28 protein-coding genes are annotated in these 26,931 nt (G+C 65.4%); 19 read left to right on the plus strand and 9 right to left on the minus strand.

The window, feature by feature from the left end:
* Positions 1–6: 6 nt before the first annotated feature.
* Entirely contained in the window at positions 7–495 is a 489-nt protein-coding gene (locus tag ABRZ00_RS11510) for a type II secretion system protein N (protein ID WP_368641942.1), read from the minus strand.
* A 111-nt stretch (positions 496–606) separates the two neighbouring features.
* Between ABRZ00_RS11510 and gspG the strand changes: the two genes are divergently transcribed.
* From gspG to gspF, 11 genes are read left to right on the plus strand one after another with little or no spacing between them, the layout of a single operon-like run.
* Positions 607–1,032: a type II secretion system major pseudopilin GspG gene (gene gspG, locus ABRZ00_RS11515; RefSeq protein ID WP_368641941.1), complete on the plus strand. Its 426-nt coding sequence runs from the start codon at positions 607–609 to the stop codon at positions 1,030–1,032.
* Positions 1,004–1,519, plus strand: coding sequence for a prepilin-type N-terminal cleavage/methylation domain-containing protein (locus tag ABRZ00_RS11520; protein ID WP_368644278.1), 516 nt, complete (start codon positions 1,004–1,006; stop codon positions 1,517–1,519). The genes gspG and ABRZ00_RS11520 overlap by 29 nt, the downstream gene beginning before the upstream one ends.
* A complete protein-coding gene (gene gspI, locus ABRZ00_RS11525; protein ID WP_368641939.1) occupies positions 1,516–1,905 on the plus strand; it encodes a type II secretion system minor pseudopilin GspI in 390 nt (129 codons plus the stop codon). The genes ABRZ00_RS11520 and gspI overlap by 4 nt, the downstream gene beginning before the upstream one ends.
* The gene (locus tag ABRZ00_RS11530; protein ID WP_368641938.1) at positions 1,902–2,582 is read left to right on the plus strand and encodes a type II secretion system protein J; all 681 of its coding nucleotides are present in this window, start codon (positions 1,902–1,904) and stop codon (positions 2,580–2,582) included. Before gspI ends, ABRZ00_RS11530 begins: the two co-directional genes overlap by 4 nt.
* Positions 2,583–2,608: 26 nt before the next feature.
* Positions 2,609–3,475 (plus strand): type II secretion system minor pseudopilin GspK, encoded by an 867-nt coding sequence (gspK, locus tag ABRZ00_RS11535; protein WP_368641937.1) that lies wholly within the window; start codon positions 2,609–2,611, stop codon positions 3,473–3,475.
* A 13-nt stretch (positions 3,476–3,488) separates the two neighbouring features.
* Positions 3,489–4,529, plus strand: coding sequence for a type II secretion system protein GspL (gene gspL / locus ABRZ00_RS11540; RefSeq protein WP_368641936.1), 1,041 nt, complete (start codon positions 3,489–3,491; stop codon positions 4,527–4,529).
* Positions 4,526–5,110, plus strand: a complete 585-nt coding sequence (gene gspM / locus ABRZ00_RS11545; RefSeq protein WP_368644279.1) for a type II secretion system protein GspM — start codon at positions 4,526–4,528, stop codon at positions 5,108–5,110. The genes gspL and gspM overlap by 4 nt, the downstream gene beginning before the upstream one ends.
* Entirely contained in the window at positions 5,107–5,943 is an 837-nt protein-coding gene (gene gspN, locus ABRZ00_RS11550) for a type II secretion system protein N (protein ID WP_368647698.1), read from the plus strand. Before gspM ends, gspN begins: the two co-directional genes overlap by 4 nt.
* The gene (gene gspD / locus ABRZ00_RS11555; RefSeq protein ID WP_368641933.1) at positions 5,940–8,294 is read left to right on the plus strand and encodes a type II secretion system secretin GspD; all 2,355 of its coding nucleotides are present in this window, start codon (positions 5,940–5,942) and stop codon (positions 8,292–8,294) included. The genes gspN and gspD overlap by 4 nt, the downstream gene beginning before the upstream one ends.
* A complete protein-coding gene (gene gspE / locus ABRZ00_RS11560; protein WP_368641932.1) occupies positions 8,291–9,712 on the plus strand; it encodes a type II secretion system ATPase GspE in 1,422 nt (473 codons plus the stop codon). The genes gspD and gspE overlap by 4 nt, the downstream gene beginning before the upstream one ends.
* Positions 9,713–9,731: 19 nt before the next feature.
* Positions 9,732–10,937, plus strand: coding sequence for a type II secretion system inner membrane protein GspF (gspF, locus tag ABRZ00_RS11565; RefSeq protein WP_368642846.1), 1,206 nt, complete (start codon positions 9,732–9,734; stop codon positions 10,935–10,937).
* Between the two features lie 69 nt (positions 10,938–11,006).
* Here the strand turns inward: gspF and ABRZ00_RS11570 are convergent, their stop codons facing one another.
* Positions 11,007–11,561, minus strand: coding sequence for a TetR/AcrR family transcriptional regulator (locus ABRZ00_RS11570; RefSeq protein WP_368641931.1), 555 nt, complete (start codon positions 11,559–11,561; stop codon positions 11,007–11,009).
* A gap of 68 nt (positions 11,562–11,629) precedes the next feature.
* Between ABRZ00_RS11570 and ABRZ00_RS11575 the strand changes: the two genes are divergently transcribed.
* A complete protein-coding gene (locus ABRZ00_RS11575; protein WP_368641930.1) occupies positions 11,630–13,144 on the plus strand; it encodes an MFS transporter in 1,515 nt (504 codons plus the stop codon).
* Between the two features lie 76 nt (positions 13,145–13,220).
* Here the strand turns inward: ABRZ00_RS11575 and dbpA (ABRZ00_RS11580) are convergent, their stop codons facing one another.
* Together dbpA (ABRZ00_RS11580) and ABRZ00_RS11585 are read right to left on the minus strand one after the other, a co-directional pair.
* On the minus strand, positions 13,221–14,609 hold the full coding sequence (gene dbpA, locus ABRZ00_RS11580; RefSeq protein ID WP_368641929.1) for an ATP-dependent RNA helicase DbpA: 1,389 nt from the start codon (positions 14,607–14,609) through the stop codon (positions 13,221–13,223).
* A gap of 78 nt (positions 14,610–14,687) precedes the next feature.
* A complete protein-coding gene (locus ABRZ00_RS11585; RefSeq protein ID WP_368641928.1) occupies positions 14,688–15,890 on the minus strand; it encodes a hypothetical protein in 1,203 nt (400 codons plus the stop codon).
* A 196-nt stretch (positions 15,891–16,086) separates the two neighbouring features.
* Here ABRZ00_RS11585 and ABRZ00_RS11590 point away from each other — a divergent pair, with 196 nt between their 5' ends.
* Entirely contained in the window at positions 16,087–16,476 is a 390-nt protein-coding gene (locus tag ABRZ00_RS11590) for a BON domain-containing protein (RefSeq protein ID WP_368641927.1), read from the plus strand.
* 8 nt (positions 16,477–16,484) lie between these two features.
* Here the strand turns inward: ABRZ00_RS11590 and ABRZ00_RS11595 are convergent, their stop codons facing one another.
* Both ABRZ00_RS11595 and ABRZ00_RS11600 read right to left on the minus strand, forming a co-directional pair.
* Positions 16,485–17,075, minus strand: a complete 591-nt coding sequence (locus tag ABRZ00_RS11595; RefSeq protein ID WP_368641926.1) for a hypothetical protein — start codon at positions 17,073–17,075, stop codon at positions 16,485–16,487.
* A 1-nt stretch (position 17,076) separates the two neighbouring features.
* Complete coding sequence (locus ABRZ00_RS11600; RefSeq protein WP_343835026.1) at positions 17,077–17,262, minus strand: DUF3008 family protein; 186 nt, start codon at positions 17,260–17,262, stop codon at positions 17,077–17,079.
* Between the two features lie 71 nt (positions 17,263–17,333).
* Between ABRZ00_RS11600 and ABRZ00_RS11605 the strand changes: the two genes are divergently transcribed.
* The gene (locus ABRZ00_RS11605) at positions 17,334–18,152 is read left to right on the plus strand and encodes a thioesterase family protein (protein WP_368641925.1); all 819 of its coding nucleotides are present in this window, start codon (positions 17,334–17,336) and stop codon (positions 18,150–18,152) included.
* Positions 18,153–18,169: 17 nt separating this feature from the next.
* Here the strand turns inward: ABRZ00_RS11605 and ABRZ00_RS11610 are convergent, their stop codons facing one another.
* Positions 18,170–19,048, minus strand: a complete 879-nt coding sequence (locus tag ABRZ00_RS11610) for a lipid A biosynthesis lauroyl acyltransferase (protein WP_343835030.1) — start codon at positions 19,046–19,048, stop codon at positions 18,170–18,172.
* A gap of 232 nt (positions 19,049–19,280) precedes the next feature.
* On the opposite strand from ABRZ00_RS11610, the gene ABRZ00_RS11615 reads away from it, so the two are divergent.
* Positions 19,281–22,166, plus strand: a complete 2,886-nt coding sequence (locus ABRZ00_RS11615) for an HD domain-containing phosphohydrolase (protein WP_343835031.1) — start codon at positions 19,281–19,283, stop codon at positions 22,164–22,166.
* Positions 22,163–22,747 carry a molybdopterin-dependent oxidoreductase gene (locus ABRZ00_RS11620; RefSeq protein ID WP_343835033.1) on the plus strand — a complete coding sequence of 195 codons (585 nt, stop codon included), beginning with the start codon at positions 22,163–22,165 and terminating at the stop codon, positions 22,745–22,747. The genes ABRZ00_RS11615 and ABRZ00_RS11620 overlap by 4 nt, the downstream gene beginning before the upstream one ends.
* Positions 22,748–22,787: 40 nt before the next feature.
* Here the strand turns inward: ABRZ00_RS11620 and dbpA (ABRZ00_RS11625) are convergent, their stop codons facing one another.
* Entirely contained in the window at positions 22,788–24,167 is a 1,380-nt protein-coding gene (gene dbpA / locus ABRZ00_RS11625) for an ATP-dependent RNA helicase DbpA (protein WP_343835035.1), read from the minus strand.
* A 151-nt stretch (positions 24,168–24,318) separates the two neighbouring features.
* Here dbpA (ABRZ00_RS11625) and tehB point away from each other — a divergent pair, with 151 nt between their 5' ends.
* The 3 genes from tehB to ABRZ00_RS11640 all read left to right on the plus strand — a co-directional run bounded on the left by tehB (position 24,319) and on the right by ABRZ00_RS11640 (position 25,593).
* Positions 24,319–24,882 (plus strand): tellurite resistance methyltransferase TehB, encoded by a 564-nt coding sequence (gene tehB / locus ABRZ00_RS11630; protein ID WP_343835037.1) that lies wholly within the window; start codon positions 24,319–24,321, stop codon positions 24,880–24,882.
* Between the two features lie 121 nt (positions 24,883–25,003).
* On the plus strand, positions 25,004–25,276 hold the full coding sequence (locus ABRZ00_RS11635; protein ID WP_343835038.1) for a type II toxin-antitoxin system Phd/YefM family antitoxin: 273 nt from the start codon (positions 25,004–25,006) through the stop codon (positions 25,274–25,276).
* On the plus strand, positions 25,273–25,593 hold the full coding sequence (locus ABRZ00_RS11640; RefSeq protein WP_343835040.1) for a type II toxin-antitoxin system RelE/ParE family toxin: 321 nt from the start codon (positions 25,273–25,275) through the stop codon (positions 25,591–25,593). Before ABRZ00_RS11635 ends, ABRZ00_RS11640 begins: the two co-directional genes overlap by 4 nt.
* A gap of 75 nt (positions 25,594–25,668) precedes the next feature.
* On the opposite strand, the gene ABRZ00_RS11645 is transcribed toward ABRZ00_RS11640, so the two are convergent.
* The gene (locus tag ABRZ00_RS11645; RefSeq protein WP_343835883.1) at positions 25,669–26,451 is read right to left on the minus strand and encodes an Rpn family recombination-promoting nuclease/putative transposase; all 783 of its coding nucleotides are present in this window, start codon (positions 26,449–26,451) and stop codon (positions 25,669–25,671) included.
* Between the last annotated feature and the right edge of the window lie 480 nt (positions 26,452–26,931).

Below are 26,931 nucleotides of genomic sequence, written 5' to 3' on the forward strand. Positions count from 1 at the left end.
CGGATGTCAGGGGAACGGATGGCCTCCGGTGCCGCCTTGTGGCGAACCGGCGGGAATGAAGCCTGGCGCGGGCGGCTCGGCGGCAGGGGCGGTGATCGCCTCGTCCATGCCGTCTTGATTGACGACGATGCCGTCGGCATGGACTTCGGCCAGCGTAACGCCGGGGGCCAGGGTGTCGCCGACGCGGAAGGCGCGCGCTGGAGCGCCATCGATCGACAGGATCGCGGTGCCTCTGGGGCCGGCCGCCATCAGGCCGGTCATGCGCACCTGCAGACGGCCCCGGCCACTGCCGAACCAGCCGGCCAGGGCGTCCAGGGAAGGAGCCTGGGCAGGTTCCACCGCCAGCATCGGGGGCGCCGGATCGGGTTGCGGCGCGAGCAGCAGGGCGCCCCACAGGCCGATGCCGCTGGCGATCGCCAGCAGAGCCGCGCCGCGCAGCAGGCTGGGCGCGTGGCGCTGGAGGAATTCTGCGGCGGGGAGATCGAGAACGGGCATGGATCGCGGGGTTCGTGGTCCGGAACGTCGAAGCTGTTCAGTATAGAGCCGGCCGTGCGTTTCGTGGGCCGGATTCCAGGCGGGTCGGAAACCCGTTGATCGTGGAGCATCATGAAACCAGGTTCTTTCCTTTCTCGCGCGATGCCGGAGCGCGGTTTTTCACTGATCGAGATCATGGTGGTGGTGGTTATCATGGGTATCCTGGCTGCGCTCGTTGTGCCCAACGTCATGGATCGCCCCGACCAGGCCCGGGTCATCGCGGCCCGGCAGGACGTGGCTTCCATTCAGCAGGCGCTCAAGCTCTATCGCCTGGACCACGGCCGCTATCCGTCCGCCGAGCAGGGGCTGGATGTCCTGGCCGGCGGGCCGGATGGCAAGTCCCGCTACATGGACCGCGTGCCGCGCGACCCGTGGGGTACGCCCTATCAATACCTGAATCCCGGCGTGCGGGGCGAGGTCGATGTTTTTTCCCTGGGTGCCGACGGCAAACCTGGGGGCGAGGGCGTGGATGCCGAGATCGGGATCGATACGCGTTGACCCGCAGCGCGGGTTCACACTGCTGGAGACAATGATCGTGCTTCTCATCATGGGCGTCGCGATGGGAGCGGCCAGTGTGTCCGCGCTCGGTGATTCGCAGATGCGAACGCTGCGCCAGGATGCCCAGAGGCTGGCGGGGCTATTCGTGACGGCCCAGGCCGAGGCCCGGGCCGGCGGCGCGCGCATTGCCTGGCGCTCCGGCGCGCGGGGGTTCGCGTTCGAGCGGTTGCCGCGCCCCTTGGTGCTGCCCGCACGGGTCGCCGCCCGGTCGGCCCGAGTACGGGATGAGCGTTTTGCGGCGGACACGCCCCTGCGCCCGCGCGCATGGCTTTCGGAGGGGCCGGTATCGGTCGATATACAGCCGGATGGTGACCTCGTCTTTGATGGAGATTGGGTCCATGGGCCGCTTGACGTGACGCTGAGCGCTGGGGGGAGGACCGTTCGTATTTCGCGTTCGGGCAACGGGCGCTACAAGGTCCGCCCATGAGCGCGCCAAGCCGTGTCGGGTACGGAGATCGCCAGCGCGGTCTCACACTGGTCGAAGTGCTGGTGGCGTTGGCCATCGTCGGCGTCGCGCTGGCGGCCAGCATCCGCGCGCTGGGCGTGGGCATCGGCGGCACGCAGGCGCTCAGGCTGCGTAGCCTGGCGCTGCAATCGGCGGAAAACGTTCTGGCGGAAATGCGCCTGCAAGGAGACTTTCCTGCTGTCGGACGGCATCGCAGGCCCTGTCCCCAGGCGGAATTGGCCTTGCACTGCGAGCAGTGGGTGCAGGCCACGCCCAATGCGCGTTTCCGCCGCGTGACGGTGCGCGTCCGGTTGGAGGATGGGCGGGTACTGTCCGAACTCGATGGGCTGGCCTCACGTCTGCCATGAAGATATTGCCTCGCTTCCAGCGCGGATTCACCCTGGTCGAGGTCCTGGTTGCCCTGGTCCTGCTGGCGCTGTTGAGCCTGATTTCCTGGCGCGGGCTGGACGCCGTGCAGCACGTTTCCGAGCAGCTCGATGCACGGGCCCAGGAGACCTTGTCCTTGATGCGGGCTCTTGGCCAGGTGGAGCGCGACCTGCGGCGGCATGCCGGGGCGGATGTCCTGCCCGCCTGGGAAGCGGCTGCAGGCGGGCCGGTTTCGCCGGGTTTGGCTTTCCCGGCACCGGGCATCGCCTGGGCCCGCGAATCGGGGTTGTCCCTGGTGCGCTCGACGGGCGATGGCCGGTGGCAGCGGCTGCGCTGGTACGTGGACGAGGGCGTCCTTTATCGAGCGGCCGGTGCTCCGTCGTACCGCCTGCCGCTGCCCGAGCCGAGAGCGGCGGTCGCCGTCCTCGACGGCATGCGCACCTGGTCGCTGCGCGAATGGCGTACTGGCCAGGGATGGATGGATCCGCAGGCTGCACCGGCGGATGCGGCTGCCGCGCCGCGTCCAGCCGTCCGCGCCAGAAGGCGCGCCGGAGTGGAATCTGCGCCGGCGGATGATATCCTGGGCCTGGAATTCGTGCTGCATCGCCAGGAGGACGGCGTCCGGCGGGCTTATCGCAAAGTGGTGCTGCTGCCATGAGGAGCGCCGGACTCCATCAGCGCGGCATGGCGGTGATCGCCGCCATGCTGGTCGTGATCGCCGCTTCCGCGCTGGCCACGGCTCTGATCGAAGGGCAGGGCCGTCTGGTGCGGATACTGTCGACCGAACGACACCTGGCCCAGGCGCACTGGCTGTTGCGCGGCGGGCTCGATTGGTCACGGGTCATTCTGCACCTGGATGCGCGCGAGAACGCCACCACGCGTCTCGACGGCCTGTGGACGCAGACGCTGGCGGATCTGCCCGTGGGGCCGGCCGATCATCCACGCGCCGCCCTGTTCTCCGGAAAAATCGAAGATGCGCAGGGGAAGTTCAATCTGCGCGATCTGGCAACGGACGGCCAGGCCAATCCCGCCGCCGTCGCCGCCCTGGAAAAGCTGCTGCAATGGCTGGGTCAAGATACGCGCCTGGCCAGCGCGCTCGCGCAACGGGTCGCCGACAGTCAACTGGGCCGGGGGCGGGCGCCTGTCGCAATGGGTCTGCGCAGTCTCGATGACCTCCAGGCGGTCGAGGGTCTGGGATTGCCGGGGGTAGAGGCGCTGCGGCCCTATGTGGTCTATCTGCCCGAGACGGTTCCGCTCAACGCCAATACTGCGTCGGCCGAAGTATTGGGCGCGATGATGGAAGGGTTGGGCCTGGCCGGGGCGCGAGATCTGGTCGCTCAGCGCGATCGGGGACTGTGGTTCGTCAATCGCGGCGATCTCGTCAACCGCCTGCCGGAGCTGCGGGAGGGGCTGCGGCGCCTGGATGTTCGCAGCGACTGGTTCAGCGTGGCGGGCGAGGTTTCGGTCGGTGATACGATAGTCGGGCTGCGGGCCTTGCTCCAGCGGGACAGGCAAGGACGAGCCTCGGTCCGCTGGGTCAGCTATGGATGACAAGATAAAAAGAATGAAGAGACAACACGTGCGGTTGTTGCTGCCTCCTCTGTCGGAACTGACGCCCTCCATGTCGCTGGCCTTTGCGCTGGTCGGCCGCGATGGCCGCCTGCTGCGTTCGGGACAACTGGAGCTGCAACCCCTGGCCTCGCTGGCGGGCGCCTGGCCCGTGCACGCCATCGTGCGCGACGACGATGCGGTGGCCGCCCGCGTGGCGGTGCCGCCCGTCGCCGCCAGGCGGCTCGGCGACGCGGTCCGCAGCAGCATCGAACCCATGACGCTGACCGATCCTGATCGGCTGCTGATTGCCCACAGCCCGCGCCAGGCCGATGGCACGGTGACCGTGGCGTGGACGGCGCGCGAGCCCCTGGAGCGAGCCTGGGCGCTGTTGGCGTCTGCAGGTTTGAACGTCGTGTCTCTGGTGCCGCATGCACTGGCCCTGCCGGAGGATGATCCACATCCCGACCGGATGCTCGAATTGCCTGCGGGGCCTCGCTGGCTGGCTTCGCTGCCGGCCTGGTCCTTCGCCGGGCCAGCGCGCCGCCCGGCGGGCGGGGCGGCGCGCTGGCGCAGGCCGATCGCCTGGGCTGCCGCGGCCTGCGCGGTCTGGGTTCTGGGCTTGAACCTTCACGCAGCCAGTCAGGGCGGCCGGCTGGATGCGATGCGTGAATCCATGCGCCAGACCGTTCAGCAGGCCTATCCGCAAATTCCCGTGGTCGTCGATCCCTTGCTGCAGGCCCGGCAACAGCGCGACGCCCTGCGCTTGGCCGGTGGCGACGATGCCGCCGACGATTTCATACCCCTGGCTCTGGCCACCGCGGAGATTCTGGACTTTGCCCAGGGCCACGTGCTCGGCCTGCGCTATCAAGACGGCCGGTTGACGCTGACGCTGGCGGAGGGCTATCGGCCGCCGATCGATGAGACCGTTCTGGCGCGGACGGCGGCCGGGCGGGGACTCCGGCTGGAACGCGATGCGGCCCGCCCGCATATCTGGCATGCTGCCCGGCTGGATGCGGCCGAAGGCGCGGTCCGGTTCGCAGGAGGCGAAGAATGAGTAGCCAGGAGGTGTCGCGCTGGCGGGAAGCCTGGAACGCGCGGGCTTGGCCCGTGCTGCATCGCTGGGGCGCGTTTTGGCGGCGCCTGGGTTCGCGCGAACGCCGTCTGCTGGGCTTGGCGGCCTTGTTGTTGGGGGCCGCCGTTCTGTGGTTGGCGGGCTTGCACCCCGCGCTTGATACATTGCGCCGGGCGCAGGAGCAATTGCCCGTACTGCAGGCGCAGGCGGCCGAGCTCGAGGGTATCGTGCTGGAGTCCCGGGCTCTGAACCGTAGCCGGCGCGGATCCATGTCGACTGAGGCAACCTTCGCTGCACTGCAGGATAGCTTGCGGCGGACCGGCCTTGAGGAGAACGGCCGTTTCGGGCCCGCGCGCGTGGAGGGCGATCGGGTGCGGCGGACGTTGGTGGTGGAGCGGGCCCCCGCTGCGATTCTGCTGGCTTGGATGGCGCAATTGCCCGAAGCTGCTCGGGTGCGGGTACATCGTCTCGAACTGGCGCGCAGCCACATCGATGGCAGGGACCGTCCCGGTCTGCTCAGCGGCACCATCGAATTGGCATTGCCTGCGGAGGCGCCTTCATGAATGCGTCGAACCGACCTGGGCCGGGATTCCGGCGCGCGTGGCACGAAGCGGGTCCGGCGCGCCACCCCGCACGCCTGGCTGGGGCCTTGGTACTGGCCGTCGTGGCTGCGTTGGCGGCGCTGAGCGTGCTGCCAGCCCGCTGGACCTTGGCTTGGGTGCCGGAGACCGCCCCTGTCATGGTCACCGATGCCCAGGGCAGCCTGTGGTCAGCACAGGCCTCGCTGGCCATCGGCACGGGGCCTTTGCGGCGCAGTTTGTCCGAGCCCTTGCACTGGCGTCTGACATGGGCCAATGGTCCGCGCCTGGTACTGTCGCACGCCTGGCTGCTCAACCCGGTGGAAATCCGTCCGGCCTGGGGCGGCCTGCGTATTTCCGGCCAGACCCTGCGGGTCCCGGCCACAGTCTTGACGACTCTGCACGCCATGTTCAATACGCTGGAGCCCGGTGGCGAATTTCTGCTGCAATGGCCGGACCTCGTCGTCGGCCGCGACGGCCCGCAGACCGCGCCGGGACAACCTCTGCTGCTGGCCCGCTGGCGGGACGCTCGTTCCTCCGTGAGCCGCGTTGCGCCGCTGGGCGACTACCGCCTTTCGGTAGAAGCCGCCGCCGGTCCGGAGACGGCATATACCTTGAAACTGAAGACGGACGCAGGTCCCCTGCGCCTGGAGGGGAGCGGGACGTGGACGCCGGACGGTCTGCTGCGCTTCGAAGGCAAGGCCCGGCCCGACGAGTCGGCCCCTATAGAAACACAGGCTGCGTTGCGCCGCCTGCTGGATATCCTGGGGCCGGCAGCCGGCCCCGACGGAGCAACCCCCCTGCGAATGTATTCATGAAAACAGAAACTGTTCGACACCTGACCCTGATGCTGTCCCTGCTGGCTTTGGGCGGCTGCGCGACGACGGACGACTCTCGCCTGGATCAGGAATCGCCCCTGGTGGTCTATACCTCGGTGGGGTCGGAGCCACCGGCGCCCGCCGAGCGTCTGGATGCTCAGTCTGGAAATCTTCGGCAGGCGACGCGGGTCCGCCGGCTGCAGCCCATTCCCGAACGGCCCGAGACGCCCGCGGTCGCCGATTCCAACGCGGACGGTCCAATGACTCAGCTCAATTTCCAGGAGGCTGAATTGGGTTCGGTGGTCCGCGCCCTGGCCCGCTACACCGGCCGCAATTTCCTGGTCGATCCACGCGTGCGCGGCCAGTTGACTCTGGTGTCGGAATCGCCGGTCGATGCCGACACGGCGTACGCGATGCTGCTGGGCGCTCTGCGTATGCAGGGCTACGCTGTGGTGGAGGTTGGCGGCGTCAGCCGTGTCGTGCCGGAGGCCGATGCCAAGCTTCTGGGGAGCACGGTGGCGTCGGGCTCGGCGCCGGCGCATCGAGGCGAACTGCAGACCCGCGTCTTCGCACTGCGTTACGAAAATGCCGCCGATCTGGTGCCGGTCCTGCGCCCCCTGGTGGCGGCCAACAATACTCTGGCCGCCCAGGAGGGCAGCAATTCTCTGGTGGTGACCGACTATGCGGACAATCTGGACCGCATCGCCCAGATCATTGCCCGCGTCGACACGCCGCTGGCCGTGAATACGGACGTCGTTCCGATCGAGTACGGTGTGGCGCTCGACGTGGCCGCCTTGGCGCAGCAATTGCTGCAGGACGGCAGCGGCCGCAAGACGCGGGACGTGTCCGTGCTGGCGGATCCTCGCAGCAATTCGGTGCTGTTGCGCGCCATCACGCCTGAACGCCTGAAACAGGCGCGCAAGTTGATCCTGCGTCTGGACACGCCTGGGTCTCGCACCGGAAATCTGCATGTCGTCCCTTTGCGCAATGCCCAGGCCACCCACTTGGCCGAGGTGCTGCGCGGGGCGCTCATGGGAAAGGGCGCAAGCGCCGAGCCATCGCCGGCGGCTTCGCTTTCGGTCGCTGCGCAAGGCGCGACGAGTCAGCCGGGCCTGCCTGATGCCGCGCTGTCGTCCCGGTCGGGTGCCGCTACGCCGGCGCTGACGGACTCCGGCAATCAGAGTCTTGCCTTTTCGGCGGCGGGCGCCACGATTCAGGCGGATTCCACCACCAATACCCTGATCATCTCGGCGCCGGATCCCTTGTACCGCAGCTTGCGGGAAGTCGTCGATCAGCTCGATCAGCGGCGCGCCCAAGTGTTGATCGAAAGCCTGATCGTCGAAGTCAATGCGGACAAGGCCGCCGAGTTTGGTGTTCAATGGATGGCCGGCGGCAACGGCTTGAACGGTAACGGCGCCGCCTTCTTCGGCGGCGCCAATCTGGGGGGTACCGGGATCGGTCTGAATCCCGCCAGCACCCGCACCACGATCGATGCCTTGGGCCAAGGCTTGAACCTGGGCGTCGTCAACGGAACGGTCAACGTCATGGGCGCGCAGATCCTCAATCTCAGCGTGCTGGCCCGAGCTCTGCAAAAGCAGGGCGGTGTGAACGTGCTGTCCACCCCCAATCTGATGACTCTGGACAATGAACAAGCCAGCATCATCGTAGGTCGAACGGTGCCATTTGTCACGGGCTCGTACACCACCTCGGGTGATGGCGCCAGCAATCCCTTCCAGACGGTGCAGCGCGAGGACGTGGGCCTGACGCTGCGCATCCGGCCGCAGATTTCCGAAGGTGGCACGGTCAAGCTCGCCCTGTACCAGGAGGTCAGCAGCATCGATCCGGCCTCGTCGGTGACCAACGGCTCGATCGTGACCCGCAAGCGGGCTCTGGAGACGAAGGTGCTGGTCGACGACGGGCAGATCATCGTGCTCGGCGGTTTGCTGGAGGATATCATGGACGATTCTACGGCGTCGGTGCCCCTGCTGGGCGACATTCCCGTGCTGGGTAGTCTGTTCAAGTACCAGAAGCGTAGCCACAGCAAAACGAATTTGATGCTGTTTCTGCGGCCCCATATCGTGCGCACGGCAAGGGACGGCGCGCGCCTGACGCTGGATCGCTACAACTTCATGCGGGCGGCGCAGGCGGGCTTGCCCATCCAGCCCTCGTGGTTGATGCCGGATGACGCCATGACCGATCTGCCCGGGCTGCAGCGCGACCCGGACACGGGCCTGCTCGATCTGCGCGGCTTCCGGCGGGCCGAAGAGTTCTCGGCGTCGCCAGCCGCTGCGCCGGATCTTCTTGATCCGGGTGATGCAGCGGCTGTGGCCGCGCCGGTTCGTCAGCCATGAACCACCGTCTGCCTTATACCTGGGCGCACACTTGGCGCGCCCTCTTGGAAACCGGAACTGCGGGCGACACGCTGACGGTCTCGGCGCACACCCCGCCATGGGCCCTGGCGGAAATCCGCCGGGTGTACGGTGTGACCCCGGTGCGGGAGGTGTCCGACGAGGTGCTCGACACGTTGCTGGCCGCGGCCTATGTTCATACGGGAGATGCGGCCTCCATCGTCGATGAAGCCGCCCTCGATGTTGATCTCGGCCGTCTGCTTCAGGATTTGCCGGAGGTTGAGGATTTGCTCGACACACGAGAAAGCGCGCCCATCATTCGCATGATCAATGCCTTGTTCACCCAGGCCGCCCGCGATGGCGCCAGCGACATCCACATCGAACCTTTCGAGACTCATTCAGTGGTGCGGTATCGGGTGGATGGCATGCTGCGCGACATCGTCAGCCCGCGCCGCGCGCTCCACAATGCACTGGTGTCGCGGATCAAGGTCATGGCCAGCCTGGACATCGCTGAGAAACGCTTGCCGCAAGACGGGCGCATCGCGCTGCGCGTGGGTGGCAAGCCTATCGATGTGCGGGTGTCCACGCTGCCGACAGGGCACGGCGAGCGGGTCGTGCTGCGCCTGCTCGACAAGGAGGCGGGACGCCTTCAATTGGATCGGCTGGGCATGGCGCCCGAGGTGTTGAGCAAGCTGGACGGACTGATCCGGCGACCCCACGGCATCGTGCTGGTCACCGGCCCGACCGGAAGCGGCAAGACCACCACGCTTTACGCGGCTCTCAGCCGTCTGGACGCCGCGACGACGAATATCCTGACAGTCGAGGATCCGATCGAGTACGACCTCCATGGCATCGGCCAGACTCAGGTCAACCCGCGCATCGACTTGACGTTCGCCTCCGCGTTGCGGGCTATTTTGCGCCAGGACCCCGACGTGGTCATGATCGGCGAGATTCGGGATCTGGAGACTGCCGAGATCGCTGTGCAGGCTTCGCTGACAGGCCATCTGGTGCTGGCCACTCTGCATACGAACGATGCCGTGTCGGCCGTGACGCGGCTCTTGGACATGGGGGTGGAATCGTTTCTGCTGGCCTCTACGCTGCAGGGCGTTTTGGCGCAACGACTCGTGCGCAAGCTGTGCGTCGAGTGCAGGCGGGTGGGAAATGACGGGACGGCCGAGCGCAATCCAACGGGATGCCAGGCGTGCGGGCACACGGGGCACAGTGGTCGCACTGGTGTGCATGAATTGTTTGTGCTGGACGACATGCTGCGTGCCATGGTTCACGAAGCCTGCGGGGAGCAGGCCTTGAGGGAGGCCGCAAGGCGCAGCGGCATGCTCGATCTGCGCCAGGATGGCGAACGTTGGATTCGAGCGGGTATCGTCGCCCGAGCCGAGATCGAGCGCGTTGCACGCGACCCATGAAATAACGAGATCCATCGACATGCCATCCTATCAGTATGAGGCGATCGATGCCGCCGGCCTTGAAGAGCGGGGGAGGATCGATGCCGACAGCGAGCGAAGCGCCCGCCAGTTGCTGCGCCATCGGGGACTGCTGCCCTTGAGCGTGGTCGAGACGCGCCATCGGGCGGGCGGCGGCATCGGCGCGCGAGCACGGTTGCGGGACGCGGATCTGGGCTGGATGACGCGCCAGTTGGCCAGTCTGCTATCGGCCCGGTTGCCGCTGGAAGCCGCGTTGCGTGCGACGCTGGAGCAGGCCGAGCGTCCACAGGTCGCGCGGGTGCTGGCGGCTGTCTGCGACGATGTGCGCGCCGGCTTGCGGCTGGGCCAGGCTCTGGACGCACACCCTCGCGATTTCCCGGATGTTTATCGGGCGTTGGTTGATGCCGGAGAGCAGTCCGGTGATCTCGACCGCGTTCTGGAACGTTTGGCCGATTACATTGAAACCCGGGGCGCTTTGCGCAATAAGGTGCTGACTGCCTTTATTTATCCGGGCATCGTGACGGCGGTGTCGGTGGCGATCGTGATCTTCTTGCTCAGCTACGTGGTGCCGCAGGTGGTGGGGGCCTTCACGCAGGCGCATCAGACCTTGCCCTGGCTGACGCGGCTTTTGCTTGCGTCAAGCGAGGGGGTCCGCGAATGGGGGGCATGGCTGGTGATGGGGCTGGCGCTCGTCTTAGTGCTGTGGCGTCTGCGCTTGCGGAATGACGAATTTCGGCTCGCCTGGCATTCCAGGCTGCTGCGTTTTCCGGTGTTGGGCCGCTACATTCAGGGTGTGGACGTGGCCCGGTTCGCCGCCACGCTGGCCATCCTCACCGGCAGCCGCGTGCCTCTGCTGGAGTCATTGGAAGCTTCGGGTCGCACGCTGAGGAATCATAAATTGCGTGCGGCGGCGACGGATGCCGTGCGCTGGGTGCGCGAAGGCGGCTCCCTGGCCCAAGCCTTGCAGGCGCAGAAGGTCTTTCCACCGCTACTGATCCATCTGGTGGGCAGTGGCGAGCGCACCGGAGAACTGCCCGCCATGTTGGATCGTGCGGCCAATGTGCTGGCCGCCGATCTTGAGCGCCGGGCATTGACCCTGACCGCAGTGCTTGAACCGGTGATGATTCTGACCATGGGGGCAATGGTGCTGGTGATCGTGCTGGCGGTGATGATGCCGATCATAGAGATCAATCAACTGATCCAGTGATTCGGCAGGGCGGTCTCCCTCAGTGACTGATTGGATGCCGTCCCTGTCCGCCGAATCCTGGTAACTCCATCACGTCAGGCGCCTCAGCACGGCGTCGACATCGTCCAGAAGGCTCGTCCAAACGCCATCTTCGTCGATGCCATTGATGCGTAAGAGGAACAGCCCCTCGACGGCCAGGAAGATCACGCGTGCCGCTTGTGCATCCGGCGATGCTCCGGTCAGACGGTCAAAAATCCCCCAATACCACTCGCGTGCTTCCCGTAGATGCTCGGGGTTTTCCAGATAGCTGACCATCAGACCTGCGGTCTTCGCGTCCATTGCCTGCGGCGAGGTTCGCGTTGCCGCGATGTAGCTTCGGATAAATTCAACCGGATCATCCGCCGCAGCATCTTCCAGCATCGCATCGAATCGGGTTGTCCAACGGTCTACCAGACTGCGGACCAAGTCGTCCCTGCTGGCGAACGAATACTGCACGCCGCCTTTGGAAATGCCCGCCGCCTTTGCCAAAGCGCCAATGGTCAAAGCGGAGCCGCCTTTCTCACGCACCAGTTCTTCGGCCGCGTCCAACAGCACGTCGCGGGTGATGGTTGGTTTCCTGCCCACAGTCTTTCTCGCTTGACGCATTTATTGAGATTTAAATAAAATACGATCGTATTTATATTGCAGATAATGACAAAATCATAGGTGAGATCGTGTCTTTACGCCACCCGAACTCCAAACGCTGGTTGATCCTGCTGGCGGTAATGCTGGCATTCGTGCCGGTTGTTCTCGACATGACCATCCTGCATGTCGCGGTTCCCACGCTCACCCAGGCGTTGGGGGCGTCGAACAACCAGGTGCTGTGGATCATCGACATCTACCCGCTGTTGATGGCGGGTTTGCTGGTGCCCATGGGCACTTTGGCCGATAAGGTGGGAAACCGGCGCATTTTGCTGAGCGGCTTGGTGGTCTTCGGGGTTGCCTCGGCTCTGGCGGCGTTTGCGCCGACTGCGCAGATGTTGATTGGCGCGCGCATTCTGCTGGCGGTGGGGGGGGCAATGATCATGCCCTGCGTGCTCGGCATTATCCGCCGCGCATTCGAAGACGATACGGAGCGCGGACTTGCGCTGGGCTTATGGGGAACCGTCGGTGCCGTTGGTGCGGCGGTTGGCCCGCTGGCGGGAGGTGCGTTGCTGGAGCATTTCTGGTGGGGCTCCGTGTTCCTGATCAACGTGCCCGTGATGTTTGTCGTTGCTCCCGCCTGCTGGCTGCTGCTGCCGCGTTACGAACAGACCTCGTCCGCCCATTGGGCGATCGGCCAGGCCTTGTTGCTGGTCGTGGGCATGATTGCGGTGGTGTATGCGGTCAAAGCGGGTTTTGGCGGCAAACAACCGCTTGCCGTGGTGTTGTTGACGCTGACCTTCGGCGTGGCAATGCTGGCGCTGTTTGTCCGTAAACAGTTACGCGCATCCGTGCCAATGCTGGATCTGTCCTTGTTTGCGCATCCTGCCGTCGCCGCCGGCATCATCATGGCGGTGGTCGCCAGTGGCGCATTGGCGGGGGTCGAACTTACGCTGGCGCAGGAACTGCAGTACGTCCTGGACAGGACACCGCTTCAAGCCGGGATATTCATGATTCCCATCATGGCGGCGGCGGCTGTGGGCGGCCCGGTCGCAGGCTGGTTGTCCACCCGGTACGGGCTGCGGCTGGTGGCCAGCCTGTCGTTGGTCGTTGCGGCGCTATCGCTGGGCTGGCTTGCCATCGAGGATTTTCATGCTCCGGGCCTGGCCGTGCCGGTGCTGCTGGCACTGCTGGGCCTGGCGCTCAGCATTGGCCTGACCGCCTCATCCATCGCCATTATGGGGTCGGTCGACGCAAGCAAGGGTGGTGCCGCGGGCTCGCTGGAAGCGACAGGGTATGAATTGGGCACAGGTCTCGGGATCACCCTCTTCGGTGTGTTCATGTCGGTTGTTTTCGGGCGTAACCTCACCGTGCCTGTCGGGTTGCCCCCTGATATCGCAGGTCAAGCCGCCGTCTCGATGGGCGATTTGTATCTGGCGGCGCGGCAGCTTGCCGACGATCAGGCCGTCGCATTGGTCGCCGCGGGCAAGGCGGCTTTTTCGGCCACGCATTCAGTGCTGCTCCTGACAACGGCCGCATTGATTGCGGGCCTGGCCGTTCTGGTGTCCTTCCTGCTGTCAGGAATGCGCAAAGGGGCTTGTCAATAATTTCGTGTTTGAGGCATGGCATGACGCCAAGGAGCGGGGGCAGGCCCACATGCGCGCCGTGTGGCTTGCGTCAGGCTCAGAACTCTTCCATGAACCGCATGCGAAACCGGCGGCCCTTGATGTTGCCGCTGGACAGTTGCGCAAACGCCTGCTTGGCGATCTTGCGCTCCAGCGCCACATAAGAACGGAATTCGGTGATGTTGATTTTGCCAACCTGTTCGAAAGCCAGGCCGCAGGCGCCTGTCAGGGCGCCCAGCAGGTCGCCGGGGCGTAGCTTGTCTTTCTTGCCGCCCTGGATGCACAAAGTGATCATGGGCGCCTGCGGAAGAGGGGCCGGCTTGGGGCGCAGCGATTCCAGGTCGGCCCATGTCAGCGGTGCGCCCTGGTATTGCTCGATCAGGTCCGCCCAGCGCATCTCTTCGGGTGAACACAGGCTCAACGCCAGGCCTTTGCGCTCGCCGCGTCCGCTGCGGCCGATACGATGCACGTGGACCTCGGCGTCCTTGGTCACGTCCACGTTGATCACCGCGTCCAGGCTCTGGATGTCCAGGCCGCGCGCGGCGCCATCGGTTGCGACCAGAATGGAGCAGCTCTGGTTGGCGAACTGGATCAGGATTTCGTCGCGGTCTCGTTGCTCCAGGTCGCCGTTGAGCGCCTGGGCGCGGATGCCCTCGGCTTGCAGCCGCTCGATCAGATCGCTGCTGCGGGCTTTGGTGTTGCAGAAGGCCAGCGTGGAGGCCGGACGGAAGTGGGCCAGCAGCGCGACCACGGCGTCCAGCCTTTTGTGTTCGTCGATTTCGTAGAAAATCTGCTCGATGCGGCCGGCATCGTGCCGGGTCTCAACCTTGACCTCGGCCGGATTGCGCAGGAAACGGGCGCTGAGTGCGCGGATGTCGTCGGGATAGGTCGCGGAAAACAGCAGGGTCTGGCGCCGGGCAGGGCAGTGCGACGCGATGGCGGCGATATCGTCGTAGAAACCCATGTCCACCATGCGGTCGGCCTCATCCAGCACCAGCGTCGCCAGGCCCGAAAGGTCCAGGCTGCCGCGTGCCAGATGATCCTGGATCCGGCCTGGCGTGCCCACCACGAGATGAGCGCCTCGGCCGAGCGATTCGGCCTGGGGGCGTGCGGCGGCGCCGCCGCATAGCGTCAGCACCTTGACGTTGGGGATCAGGCGCGCCAGGCGGCGAAGTTCCTGGGCAACCTGGTCCGCCAGTTCGCGGGTGGGGCAGACCGCCAGCGCCTGCGGAGCCAGCCGGCCGACATCCAGTTTGTGCAGCATGCCCAGGCCGAATGCCGCCGTTTTGCCGCTCCCGGTCTTGGCCTGCGCAATCACGTCGCGGCCTTCCAGGATGAGCGGCAGGCTTTGCGCCTGGACGGAGGTCATCCGTTCAAAACCCAGGCTGTGCAGATTATCCAGCAGGGCGGGCAAAAGGGGCAGGGAGGAGAAGGCCGTGTCGGTCACAATAGGGGGGCGCAGAAAGGCAAGGGGATCGGAACGACCGTCAGTGTATGCCTTTAGTGCGCCTGGCGAGGGATCCCGTTATGGCGCGTCGCGATCCAGCGTGATGCGCAGGATCTGTTCCTTGGCGCCTTCGACGAATTCCTCTGGATTCCACATCCTGCTGAACCCTTGCTTCAAGCCGACGTACAACGCGCTTTCATCATCGGCCAGCGCCATCATGTTGGGAAACACGTGGGCAGGGATCTGCTGGGTGATCTCGTAGGTTTTTCCGTCCACGACGCTGATGGTGCCGCTGCGGAAGTTGCTGACGTAGATTTCGTCGTGCTTCGGGCTGTAGGCCAGCGTGACCCCGCCTTTGCCTGTCGGCACGAAGGCCAGTTGCTTGCCGCTGTTCCGGTCGAACACGTATAGGCCGTCCTGCTCGTTTTCGGCGCCGGGGTGGGGCTGATGGATGAACTGCGAGGCGAAGATGCGCCCGCCCTTGGCGTCGACGGCCAAGCCCACCAGATTGTTCACGCGCGGTTTGACCGTGTCGTCCAGGCGGAGGGTGCGCACGACCTGGCGTTTGACCGGATCGATTTCGTTGATGTAGTCGGATCCGGCGGTGAAGATGCGCTGCGTGGCGCGGTCCAGGTGCAATGCGTAGCCGACGGAGGGGAAAGCGTTTTCGACCTCGCCCTTCACCTTCAGCGTTTCTCCGTCCAGGACCAGCAAGCGGTAGAACGAACGGTATTTGTCGTTTTCCTTGACGCTGCCAATGTAGGCGGTGAACAGTTCCCCGGTCTGGGCGCTGTGGACGACGTGGCGCAGATGCTCGTGTTTCGGCTCGCTGGGGTCGACGTGCAGCCGCTCGCTGGTGAGTGCCACCTTGCCGGTTTTCGGATCGACCTTGCTGATGCGCAGCGATGCCGCCTGGGTGTGTCCGACGTACAGCCACTTTCCCTGGGCGTCCTGCGTCAATGAGAAAGCCCGGTAGGGCATGTCGTAGCGCCCCTTGAGGGCCAGAGTCTTGCCGTCGAAGGCGTACAGGTAGCCCAGGTTGTCGTCCCGGCGCACCCGATCCATCACCGAGGCAAAGACCGCGCCGGTGGGAGCGTTGTATTGCAGTTCGTACAGCCCTTCCTCGGGATGCTCCAGATAGTTGGTGCTCATCCAGAGACGATCCTTGTTGGAAGAAGGCGGCGAGGCGCTGAATGCGGCGCTGGAAAGGCAAAGCGCCAGGGCGGCGGCCAGAATGGCGGAGGCGCGCCGCGACGGCTGCGGGCGTGAGGTATCGCGCATGAGAAGTCTCGCTGAAGGGTAGAAAAGTTGAATAGTTAATGAGAATAATAATTAATTTAATATTCATTATATAGAAGCCATTGCTTTTTGCCATGCCTTGCCGGCGATCGCGGCGGCAAGGCTGTCCGGCATGCGGCTTGCTGGTGTGTCTGTGCGCCCGCTCCCGGGCCCGTTACCTTCTTAGACGGAGAACGATATGATCCGCAGCAGATATCTGTCCGCATGGACGCTGGCCGTGGCGGTCTTGGCGCTCACGGCATGTGCCGCCCCGAACCTCTCACCCTACGAAAACGTGTCCGGCGACGAGCCGGGCGACGTGGCCGTGACGGGGCCGGGCCGCTATCAGGGCACGCAAAGCGGCGCGATGATGATCAACCACCAGGATGCCGTCATCAATGCCAACGTCATCAGTGCCGTGTCGGCCGTGCCCGGTCTTCGCAACTCGAACCTTCAGGTGGGCACTGTGCACGGGGTCGTATCGTTGCAGGGAACGGTGGACAGCCGGGCCGCGGCTGAAAGCGCCGTCCAGGCCGCCCGGCAGGTGCCCGGTGGGCGCAGCGTCAACTACGACCTGCAGATCCTGTAGCGCACGGTCTAATCCCGCGTGCCGGCCACCGGTACGGAGGGCGGCTCGTCGCGGGGATCGTGTTGTTCGGGAAGATCGAGGTCTTCCCATTTGCCGTTGCGCCAATGGCCCTGGGCGCGGCCCGGGCTGTGGCCGCCGGTCTCGCGCAGCAGGGCGCACGCCTCTTGCTCGCGTTCCGGCGCCACTGGCAGGATCAGCAAGGCGCCCGGGCCGTGGACGCTGGGGGCGGCATCCGGTCGGGCGTGGCGCCGCTCGTACGTACGGGCCCGCTTGCCCGTGATCCACAGGGCGCCCCAGAGCGACGCGATATAGGCGCCTGTGCCCGCGCCGGCCACGGCGATCATGTCGATGTGCGTGAAATGCCAGCCCAGGAAACCGCCGACCGCCGCACACGCCAGGCCCATGCCCAGGGCGGCGGCCACGATCCCCCACTCTCGGGGGCGGGGGCCGGGGGCCGGGCCATGGGAGTCGGCCAGCGTCTGGCCGTCGATGTAAAAAGTCGAAATATCCTCTCCCTGGAAGCCGTGCGCGTGCAGGCGCTCGACCGCCTGTTCGGCGGCGGGGAACGTATCGAATTTCGCGGCCACGATCACGCGCATCTCAGTCTCCCACGTGGTCGGGTTTGTCCCGCGTCTTGGTTTCGGCCAGTTCCTGCAGTTCCTTCTCGTCCATGGATTCGTACATGGATTTGGATGCGCCCCTCAGCTCGCTGACCTTTTTCTCACCGCGCTTGGCGGCCAGTGCGATGCCCGCCGCCTGTTGCTGCGATTTCGATTTTGCCGGCATGGTGATCTCCCGATCTCTCGATGGAACCGGGAAGGGCGGCAAGCGCCGTGCCCGCAGCTATACTCTGTCGCATGTCTACGACCCAGAACCTGCACCTCGGCCGCGCCGGCGAGTCCTATCCGGACGCTTTCTACGTGCGCAGCGGGGAAACCGAATTCCTTTCCACCTTGCATTCCCAGGGCGCCTGGCAGCCCGGCGAGCAGCATCTGGCCGCCGCCGCCGGCCTGGTCCTGGCCGAGGCCGAACGCCGTTTGCCCAGCGACAAACTGGTATCCCGCGTGTCGTTCGATGTGCTGGGCGTGATCCATTCCGGCCCGTTCGCCATCGACGTCCGGATGCTGCGGCCGGGCCGCTCGATCGAATTGATCGAAGCTCGCATGCGCCATGGGGATCAGGTCAGCATCCAGGCCCGGATCTGGCGCCTGGCCGCGACCGATACGGCCCAGGTGCAAGGAAGCGAATGGACGCCGTTGCCGCCGCCCGATGCTTTGCCTGCCCTGACGTTCTCGTCCATCTGGAGCGGCGGATTCATTGCCTCTCTGGAGGCCCGCCGGAGCGCCGACGTGCGCCCGGGCAGAGGCCAGAGCTGGATCCGGACGCCTTATCCGCTGGTGGACGGGGAGGCCGATCCCACCGTGGCCGGTTTCGTCAAGCTGGTCGACACCGCCAACGGGCTGGCGGTGCGCGCGGACCCGAAGGCGGTGTTCTTCGCCAATGTGGACCTGACCATCCATTTCACGCGCCAGCCCGTGGCCGGGTGGGTCGGCTTCGATACGCGTGTCAGCTTCGGCCCCACGGGCCTGGGCGAGACGTTTTCGGTTCTGAGCGATGCCTTGGGACCGGTGGGGACCGCGGCACAAAGCCTGACTGTGCGGCTTCGCGACCGCTGAGGTGGCCGGCCAGGGTTTCAGTACACCGGCGCCTCGCCTGGCGGGCGGCGCTTGAACCGGCGGTGCACCCAGTAGTATTGGTCCGGAGCCTCGCGGATGCGCGCCTCGAGGAACTGATTCATCGCCATCGCATCGGCCCGTACGTCGCCGCTGGGAAACGCCGGCAGGGCCGGATAGATCCGCAGCCTGTAGCCGCGATAGCCAGGCAAGACTTCCGAGACGAACGGCACCACGCGCGCGCCGCTCAGGCGCGCCAGGCGCGAGACGGCGGTCAAGGTGCAGGCTTGTACGCCGAAGAACGGCACAAACACGGAATCGCGCAGGCCGAAGTCCATGTCCGCCGCCAGCATGATGGGCGTGCCGGATTTCAGGACGCCCAGGATGTCGCGGGCGCTGCCGTGGCGCGGAATCATCATCGTGCCGAATCGTGAGCGTCGCGCTTTGGAAATCGCATCCGTCGCCTGGTCCGACATCGGGGTGTAGATCGACGCGACCGGGTGCCGTATCGAGTAATACATGCAGGCCGCCTCGATGGCGGCGAAATGGAACCCCAGGAAGATGGTCGGCTGGTCGTAGCGGTCCTGCAGGTCGATGGCGCTGTCCAGTTCCGTCAGATCCGTGATGGCCCGCGCGCTGCCATACCATTGCACGCCGCGCTCCAGGTAGCTGCGGATGACATGCTGGAAGGTGGCGCGCGCCAGGCGCCTGCGTTGGCGCTCGGACTGTTCCGGGAAGCACAGGCGCAGGTTGGTGTGCAGGATATGCCGGCGCCTGCCGGGGATCAGGTACAGCAGCGATCCCAGCCCTTCGCCCAGCCTGGCGACCCATCCGTAGGGCAGGGCGGAAAGAACGCGAAGCAGGCCCGAAATCAGAGCGGTCTGGGTGTTTTTTTTCATGGCGTAGGGCTGATCCCGTATGGGAAGCCCGCATCGGGCCGAGGCCCAATGCTAGCACGCAGGCCTGGCGCGCGGCGTCCGTCATCGGTCACGCCTTGCCATGTCCTGACGAATCCTCTAACGTAGGAAACATTCTGCAAACCAGCTTTTCGCAACACGGTGACATTGGGAGACAGGGACGTCCGGTCCACGACCGGCCCGGGCGGTTTCCCTGGCAACGATGGGGAAATCCATGCCGCAAGTCCCTCGTGTGAAGTACGCATGGCCGGTGCGGTTCGTGATTGCCGGCCTCGTGGTCGCGGCCATGGCGCTCGTTGCCGCCGTGCTGATCACGCTCAGTTGGTACAGCTCGCGGACCATCCTGCTGGACATGGCCGCCCTGATGGCGCGCGATACCGGCCAGATCGTGGCCGAGCGGGCGCGCCGTCTGACCGAACCGGGCGCTCTGGCCTTGCGGGTGCTGGCTTTCGATCCGGTGGTCGATGCCCGGCAGCTCGACGATCGGCTCGCGCGGCGCAGCGTCCTGGCGACCGAACTGGCCGAAAACCCCTTGGTATCGGCCATCCACGTCGGCTACGAGAACGGCGACTTTCTGTTGATGCGGGCCCTGGACCGACGCGACATCCGCGCGCAGTTCCAGGCGCCGCCCCAGGCCAATTATCTGGTGCAGGTGGTCACGCACGGCGATGACGGCCAGCCGCACGGCCTGTACCTGTTCTACGATGCCCGGCACGAACTCGTGCTGCGCCGGCCCGAACCCGATTACCGCTTCGACCCGCGCGAACGACCCTGGTACGTCGGCGCGAAGGACACGGTGTCCACCGTTACCTCGGGGCCTTACGTCTTCTTTTCGACCGGCCAGGTGGGCATCACGCTTTCGCGCCTGGCGCATTCGGGCGGGGCGATCGTGGCGGTGGACGTGGCCCTGGATGATCTGGGCGAAGCCCTGGGCGGCCTGGGCATGACGCCCGGCGCCGAACTGGCGCTGGTGGGTCAGGACGGCACGGTGATCGGCTATCGAGACATGGCGATGCTGCCGGTGCGCAAGAACGGGGTGGATCCGTCCAGTCTGCGCGCCATCGATGCCCTGGGCATCGAGGCGCTGACGCATCTGTGGCGGACCGCCGCCGCCGGCGACGGCCGGGTGGTGGCCTATGAATCCGGCGGGCGCGAATGGTTCGGGGCGGCGCTGCCGTTCGATGGCATCGAAGGCATGGACATGCGGCTGCTGACCGCTGCGCCGGTCGATGAACTGCTGGGCGACCTGGCGCTCAACCGCACACGCATGATCCTGATCTCGATCGCCTTGATCGCCCTGATCCTGCCCTTCGGCTGGCAGGTCGGCAGTGCGGTGGGCTACGCGCTGGAGGGGATTTCGGCGCAATCGATGCGCCTGGCACGGTTCAATTTCCGCCGCCGCAAGGATCGGGCCGCTTCGGCGCTGCGCGAGGTCGAGGCCCTCAACGAGGTGATGGACAAGGTGGCGGGCTCGATGGAATCGATGCTCGACATCAGTCGTGTGCTGGGTTCCGAGCCCCGGATCGAGACCATGCTCGCGCAGGTGCTGGAAAAATTCGTCCAGGCCACGCGCAGCACCGGCGGCGCCGTCTATCTGTTCGACCGCGAACAGCAGCAGCTGGCCCGTGCGGCAGCGGTCGGAGAACAAGGCGGGCTGCGGGATGCCATGAGCGCAGACGAGGTCGCAGCGGCGCCGGCCGCGGCGCAGGACACAGGTGGCCGCCGCCTCGCCTTCGCATTGCCAGGGCGCGATGCGCAGCCGCAGGGGCTGCTCGTCCTGACCCACGACAAAGACTGGGACCACGCCGCGCCTGCGTTCCAGGCTTTTGCCGAGCGCCTGACCGGCATGCTGGCCGTCGCCATCGAAACACGGCGGCTCATCGAGGCGCAGCGCCTGCTGCTCGAATCCGTGACCCACATCCTGGCCGATGCCATCGACGCCAAAAGCCCCTACACGGGCGGGCATTGCGAACGGGTGCCGAAACTGGCCATACTGCTGGCCGACCGCATGCAGACCGAAACTGCAGGCCCCTATGCGGATTTCCACCTGGACGAGGGCGAACGCGAGGCCTTCCGCCTGGCTGCCTGGCTGCATGATTGCGGCAAAGTCACCAGTCCCGAGCACATCATGGACAAGGCGACCAAGCTGGAGCTGCTGTACAACCGCATCCACGAAATCCGCATGCGCTTCGAGGTCCTCTGGCGAGATGCCGAGATCGACTGCCTGCTGGCCCGGCTGCGCGGCGAAGACCCGCGCGCCGCCGAGACCCGGCGCGATGCGCGCCAGGCCCGGCTGCACGAGGACTTCCGCTTCGTCGCCGCCTGCAACATCGGCGGCGAATCCCTGTCCGACGAGGCCGTCGAACGTCTGCAGGCCATCGGGACTCAGACCTGGATGCGACATTTCGACGATGCCCTGGGCCTGGACGAACAGGAAAGCGCCCGGTTGGCCGGCAGCCGCTCCGGGCCACCCGCCTTGCCTGCCGTCGAGCGGCTGCTGGCCGATCAGCCGCACCACCTCGTCCCCTGGGACGAAGCCCGGCGGCCCGCCGTCGAGCGCGACGATCCCCGCAATATCTGGGGGTTCGACATGCGTCTGCCCGAATACCGGCGCAACATGGGCGAATTGCACAATCTGGCCATCCAGCGGGGCACGCTGACCGACGAAGACCGCTTCGCCATCAACGACCATATCGTGCAGACGTACATCATGCTCAAGCGCCTGCCGTGGCCGCCCCACCTCGAACGGGTGCCCGAGATCGCCGCCAACCACCACGAACGCATGGACGGCGGCGGCTATCCGCGCCGCCTGCGGGGCGAACAACTGGGCACCACCGAGCGGATCATCGCGCTGGTGGACGTGTTCGAGGCCCTGACGGCGGTCGACCGCCCCTACAAAGCGCCCAAGACCCTGTCCGAATCCTTGCTCATCATGGCCTCGATGTGCAGAGGCGGCCACCTGGACCCCGAATTGTTCCAGTATTTCATGCACAGCCGGGTGTGGCAGACGTATGCGCAGGCGTACATGGTCCCGGCGCAGATCGACACCGTGGATATCGAGGCCCTGGCCCGCGCTGCGCAACCGGAGGCAAGCGCATGATCCCTTTTCTGCGCCGTATCGCACGCACCCCGTCCGGACGCCGCCAGCGCCGCACGGACGGACGGCGTCTCGCCCTGTTCGGGGGGCTGTACCTCATCCTGCTGGCTGCCGTGGCGGCTTACGTCGCGGCCTCGATCCGGCCGCAGCAAATCATGGTGCCCACGCAGCCGGCAGCCCCCGGCAAAATCGTGCTGACGGTGGAAAACCAGGGGCGTCAGACCCGGTTCGATCTGCATGGGCTGAAAGCGTTGCCGCAGCACACCCATCACGTGACTACGCCCTGGTATCTGCGCCCCGTGACCTTCCAGGGGCCTTTGCTGCGCGACGTGCTGGCCGCCGCGGGCGCCACCGGCACCCGCATCGACGCTGTCGCGATGAACGACTATGCCGTCGGAATCCCGTTCCAGCATGCCGAGGCGTATGACGTGATCATCGCATTGAGCATGGACGGCAAGCCCATGTCGTCGCGCGACAAGGGGCCGCTGTTCATCATCTATCCTTATGATCGCCTGCCGGAGGCGCTGCGCGAGCGGTCGTTCGACCTGTCGGTCTGGCAGCTGGATACGCTGCGGGTGGAATGAACAGGGGTGTCGCATCCGGGATCGCCGCGCGGCGACCCGTTCACGACAGCAATTTCATCCGCTGCTTCTTGCCCTTGATCAGGATGTTTTCCAGGTGAGGGAAAGCGCGGTGCGCGATGGCGCGGCTGAGGGCGACATAGGACACCTGGTCCGTGATCTGGATCTTGCCGACCTGCTCGCGCGTCAGCCCGCCGTCGCCCGTCAGCGCACCCAGCAGGTCCCCGGGGCGCAGCTTGGCCTTTTTGCCACCCAGCACCAGCAGCGTCACCATGGGGGCCTGGGCGGGCCGTCCGGCTGTTTTCTGGCGGGGCAGGGGTTCCAGATGCAGGGGGCGATCATCTTGCTGCGCGATGCGTGACGCCACGTATTGTTCGTCCGGGGCGCACAGGCTCAGCGCCAACCCGGTTTCCTGCATCCGGCCTGTGCGGCCCACCCGGTGCGTGTGCACCTGGGGATCGCGGGCCAGTTCGACATTGATCACCATGGGCAGCGACGCAATGTCCAGCCCGCGCGCCGCCACGTCCGTGGCCACCAGGATGTTGCTGCTGTGATTCGAGAACTGCGCCAGCACATCATCCCGATCGCGCTGGTCCATGTCGCCGTGCAGCGCCAGCGCGCTGAATCCCGCCCGCTTCAGATGAGAGGACAGCTCGGCGCAGGCCGCCTTGGTGTTGCAGAAGGCCAGCGCTGATTCCGGCTGAAAATGACGCAGCAATGCCGCGGCCGCCTGGAATCGCTCTGCTGCCTCGATCTCGTAAAAGTGCTGCTCGATCTGCCCTTCGCTGTGCACCGCATCCACCTTGACGAACTCGGGGTCCGTGAGCAGATGTTCGGCGTCTGCGCGGATGCTTTCCGGGTAGGTGGCGGAAAACAGCACGGTTTGCCGTTTGTAGGGGCAGGCGTGGGCGATCTGCATCACATCCGGGAAGAACCCCATGTCCACCATGCGGTCCGCCTCGTCCAGGACCAGCGTGCTGACGGCGGACAGATCCAGCGTTTGGCGCGCCAGGTGGTCCAGCAACCGGCCCGGCGTGCCGACGATGACGTGGGCGCCGTGCGCCAGCGACTCGTTCTGGGGGCGTGCAGAGGCGCCGCCCGTCAGCGTCAGCACCTTGACGTTGCCTGCGGCGCGCGCCAGGCGGCGCAGTTCGGTAGCCACCTGTTCGGAAAGTTCGCGGGTGGGGCAGACGACCAGCGCCTGCGGAGCCCATCGCGCGGGATCCAGGCGGTGCAGAATGCCCAGGCCGAAGGCCGCCGTCTTGCCGCTGCCGGTCTTGGCTTGCGCGATCAGATCGCGGCCCGCCAGAATGACAGGCAGGCTCTGCGCCTGGATCGGCGTCATGGCCAGATAGCCCATGCTCGCCAGATTGTCGAGCTGAGCGGGAGAAAGCGGCAGTTGGGAAAAGGGGAGTGTGGTCACGATAATGGCTGAGGGGGACAGTGCCGCCTGTGGGGTCTTTGGGGGATCGGGCGGCTGCGGTTTGCTACCATCGTGCGCGGCCGCGCAACATCACGCGGGCGGCCGGTAGCGGCTCACGTGCCCGGTACTCTAATTTACAGGATTTCAGCCCATGGAAGATTTGAATGGCCGCCACGGCCTGAACCCGCCCCACAGCGAGATCGTGCAGGCATGCCGGATCATCGAACCGTGCGATGTGCTCGATATGGGGTGTTCGAGCGGGCGCAACGCCCTGTATCTCAGCCAGTTGGGCTTCAAGGTCACGGCCATCGATGCCAACCCCCAGGCCATCGCCATGCTGCAGTCCATCGTCGACCAGGAAGGCATCCGCACCATCGCGCCGCAGGTCTACGACATCCAGCAAGCCAGCCTCGATGCGGACTACGGCTTCATCGCCTGCACCGTGACGCTGATGTTCATCGACCCGGCGCGCGTGGATGCGGTGCTGTCCGACATGCAGCAGCGCACCCTGCCGGGCGGATACAACCTGATCGTCTGCGCGATGGACACGGCAGAATACCCGTGCCCGATTAATTTCCCTTTCACCTTCCGGCCGGGGGAACTCAGTGCGCATTACCAGGGCTGGGAACTCGTCAACTACAACGAGGATCTGGGGACGATGCATAACGGGGCGCAACTGCAGTTTGCAACCTTGCTGGCGCGCAAGCCGGGGTAGGGGGGGGGCTTGATGGGCGAGAGCCCTGTTGGTCCAGCAGGGCCGGCCTTGTGAAGATCGGGGAATTGGGCTAAATTCAGTCTGAATTATTCCCTATCTTGCTTCTCATCAGGGATTCATCATGAAGCTTGCCACTCACGTCCGGCCCATCAGCTATCTGAAGGGCCATGCCGCCGAAATCGTCAAAGACGTTACGGAGACAGGCGAACCCATGCTCATTACTCAGAATGGCGAGGCCCGCCTGGTCGTCATGGATGTGAGCAGCTATGAACAGAAAGAGCAAACCCTGGCGCTTCTGAAAATGCTGGCAATGGGACAACGAGACATCGAGCAGGGCCGCTACCGCGAAGCAGAGGAATTCTTTGCCGAACTGGACCAGGAAGATCTGGCGTGAAAACGGTGCTGCTGGATGCAGCGCAGGCCGACATCAGAGCGCTGCGCCAGTATGTCAGCAAGATTTTCGGCCAGACTGCATGGCAGGAGACCTATGCGGGTATCAAAGCCGTGGTGCGCAACGTAGCGGCTTTTCCGCTGAGCGGCCATATCCCGCCTGAACTGGCTGATCTGGGGCTATCTCAGTACCGCCAGGCGCTTTCAGGCATGAACCGCATCATCTACGAAGTGCAAGGTGACGTCCTTTACGTGCACGTCGTCTGTGACACGCGCAAGGACTTGCGGGCGTTGTTGACGAGACGGTTGCTGAGCCGCTGAGGGGGCTGATGGCCGTTGTCGGGTAAGCGAAAAAATCAAATTTCTGCAATGAGCACGCAACGCACAGGCGCCGGATCAATCTCTGAGCACGTCCTCCAGCGTCTCTGCGTCGACGAAATTCAGCGACCAGGCCTTGATCTGCTGGGCTTTAGCCGCATGAATACGCAGGGTGACGTTATCCGGTACAGGGCCAAAGCGGCGCTGGATCATGCCCAGCAACAGCTCGGCCTGACCCTTCAGGCGGCCTTCTTGGCGGCCTTCTTTCAGCCACTGCTGTGCCCAGAGGCCGGGCTTTTCGGTAATCATCATATCCAGCTCCTGTAGGGTTTTGACCGGGGGCAGTTGTTCCGCCGGCGGGGCGCTGCGCCGCACAATGCAATGCAGCCAGAGTGTCAGGCTGCGGTTCAGCTCAGCATGCTCCGGCTCTTGCTGAACCGTCTGGATCAGAGTGTGCAATAAACAGCGCCATTGCTCAACATCACGACTGCGGCCCAGGCGAAACAGCAGCACGGCCAGGTTCTTGCCGGGCAGCCCGGCGCTGCTCATCAGCGTCTGCTCGTGGATCAGCAGATAGCGCATCTGCGGCTGATAGGGTCGCAGGTCGGCGGGGGTCTCGTCCAGCAGCCCAGCCATGTCCCGCGACGCGCGCCAGCGGCGCGGGCCGCTGTACAGTACCACCGGCAGCACGGGCGGCAGCGGCAGACTGATCTGTCTGCCGTTGAGCAGTGTCTGGTAGCTCAACCCTGCGTAGCTGATCATGCGCAGCGCCATGGTTGCATCCACCGTGCTTTGCTGTTCGAGCAGTAACAGGACGCACAGTCCTTGCCCTAATGAGGAGTGGGGGCGAGAACGAGGTATTGGCCGTGCGTTTCGGGCTCAATGGCCGGGCGGGCGGCGGCAGCGGTCTTTTGCCGGGGATCAGCCAGGCGCAGTCGCCGTCGCGCCGATGCAGCCCGTCGCTGACATGGCTGGCGGATACAGCCGTCATGCGTGCCCAGTCCAGAGCGGCGAACAGGCCGGGGCTGAGCACGCAGGCTAGCAGATCGCGCAGCAGCTCTTTGTGCTGAAACAAGCGGCGGTAGGCCGCGTCCATCTCGCCCATGCGGGTCTCCGTTCGGATCGGGATGGAGTAGATGGTCGCCTAGAACAGGGGAATCCGCCTGTGGATTCAGGCCGTCTTGATTGGTTTTGTCATTTGGGGGAAATACGTAAGCTCGTTCCCGATCCCTCTTTCCCCACCTGTTCCTGCAATTACCTTCGCTTTCCGGCTCCTATACTTCGATCAGGTAGCGCGGGAGCGCGTTGTTTGCACCTCACTAAAGCCTCGCCCGTGCAAGC

Source organism: Castellaniella ginsengisoli, assembly GCF_040955415.1.
Classification (GTDB): Bacteria; Pseudomonadota; Gammaproteobacteria; order Burkholderiales; family Burkholderiaceae_B; genus Castellaniella; species Castellaniella ginsengisoli.

Excerpts from the sequence above, each read along its gene's own strand:
- gspF (WP_368642846.1), top strand. The coding sequence starts at position 9,732 with ATGCCATCCTATCAGTATGAGGCGATCGATGCCGCCGGCCTTGAAGAG.
- ABRZ00_RS11585 (WP_368641928.1), bottom strand. The coding sequence starts at position 15,890 with ATGCGCGATACCTCACGCCCGCAGCCGTCGCGGCGCGCCTCCGCCATT.
- ABRZ00_RS11620 (WP_343835033.1), top strand. The coding sequence starts at position 22,163 with ATGATCCCTTTTCTGCGCCGTATCGCACGCACCCCGTCCGGACGCCGC.
- gspL (WP_368641936.1), top strand. The coding sequence starts at position 3,489 with ATGAAGAGACAACACGTGCGGTTGTTGCTGCCTCCTCTGTCGGAACTG.
- gspD (WP_368641933.1), top strand. The coding sequence starts at position 5,940 with ATGAAAACAGAAACTGTTCGACACCTGACCCTGATGCTGTCCCTGCTG.
- ABRZ00_RS11635 (WP_343835038.1), top strand. The coding sequence starts at position 25,004 with ATGAAGCTTGCCACTCACGTCCGGCCCATCAGCTATCTGAAGGGCCAT.
- tehB (WP_343835037.1), top strand. The coding sequence starts at position 24,319 with ATGGAAGATTTGAATGGCCGCCACGGCCTGAACCCGCCCCACAGCGAG.
- gspI (WP_368641939.1), top strand. The coding sequence starts at position 1,516 with ATGAGCGCGCCAAGCCGTGTCGGGTACGGAGATCGCCAGCGCGGTCTC.
- gspE (WP_368641932.1), top strand. The coding sequence starts at position 8,291 with ATGAACCACCGTCTGCCTTATACCTGGGCGCACACTTGGCGCGCCCTC.
- ABRZ00_RS11610 (WP_343835030.1), bottom strand. The coding sequence starts at position 19,048 with ATGAAAAAAAACACCCAGACCGCTCTGATTTCGGGCCTGCTTCGCGTT.
- ABRZ00_RS11590 (WP_368641927.1), top strand. The coding sequence starts at position 16,087 with ATGATCCGCAGCAGATATCTGTCCGCATGGACGCTGGCCGTGGCGGTC.
- gspK (WP_368641937.1), top strand. The coding sequence starts at position 2,609 with ATGGCGGTGATCGCCGCCATGCTGGTCGTGATCGCCGCTTCCGCGCTG.
- gspN (WP_368647698.1), top strand. The coding sequence starts at position 5,107 with ATGAATGCGTCGAACCGACCTGGGCCGGGATTCCGGCGCGCGTGGCAC.
- gspM (WP_368644279.1), top strand. The coding sequence starts at position 4,526 with ATGAGTAGCCAGGAGGTGTCGCGCTGGCGGGAAGCCTGGAACGCGCGG.
- ABRZ00_RS11605 (WP_368641925.1), top strand. The coding sequence starts at position 17,334 with ATGTCTACGACCCAGAACCTGCACCTCGGCCGCGCCGGCGAGTCCTAT.
- ABRZ00_RS11615 (WP_343835031.1), top strand. The coding sequence starts at position 19,281 with ATGCCGCAAGTCCCTCGTGTGAAGTACGCATGGCCGGTGCGGTTCGTG.
- ABRZ00_RS11595 (WP_368641926.1), bottom strand. The coding sequence starts at position 17,075 with ATGCGCGTGATCGTGGCCGCGAAATTCGATACGTTCCCCGCCGCCGAA.
- ABRZ00_RS11570 (WP_368641931.1), bottom strand. The coding sequence starts at position 11,561 with ATGCGTCAAGCGAGAAAGACTGTGGGCAGGAAACCAACCATCACCCGC.
- ABRZ00_RS11600 (WP_343835026.1), bottom strand. The coding sequence starts at position 17,262 with ATGCCGGCAAAATCGAAATCGCAGCAACAGGCGGCGGGCATCGCACTG.
- ABRZ00_RS11530 (WP_368641938.1), top strand. The coding sequence starts at position 1,902 with ATGAAGATATTGCCTCGCTTCCAGCGCGGATTCACCCTGGTCGAGGTC.
- ABRZ00_RS11510 (WP_368641942.1), bottom strand. The coding sequence starts at position 495 with ATGCCCGTTCTCGATCTCCCCGCCGCAGAATTCCTCCAGCGCCACGCG.
- ABRZ00_RS11520 (WP_368644278.1), top strand. The coding sequence starts at position 1,004 with ATGCCGAGATCGGGATCGATACGCGTTGACCCGCAGCGCGGGTTCACA.
- gspG (WP_368641941.1), top strand. The coding sequence starts at position 607 with ATGAAACCAGGTTCTTTCCTTTCTCGCGCGATGCCGGAGCGCGGTTTT.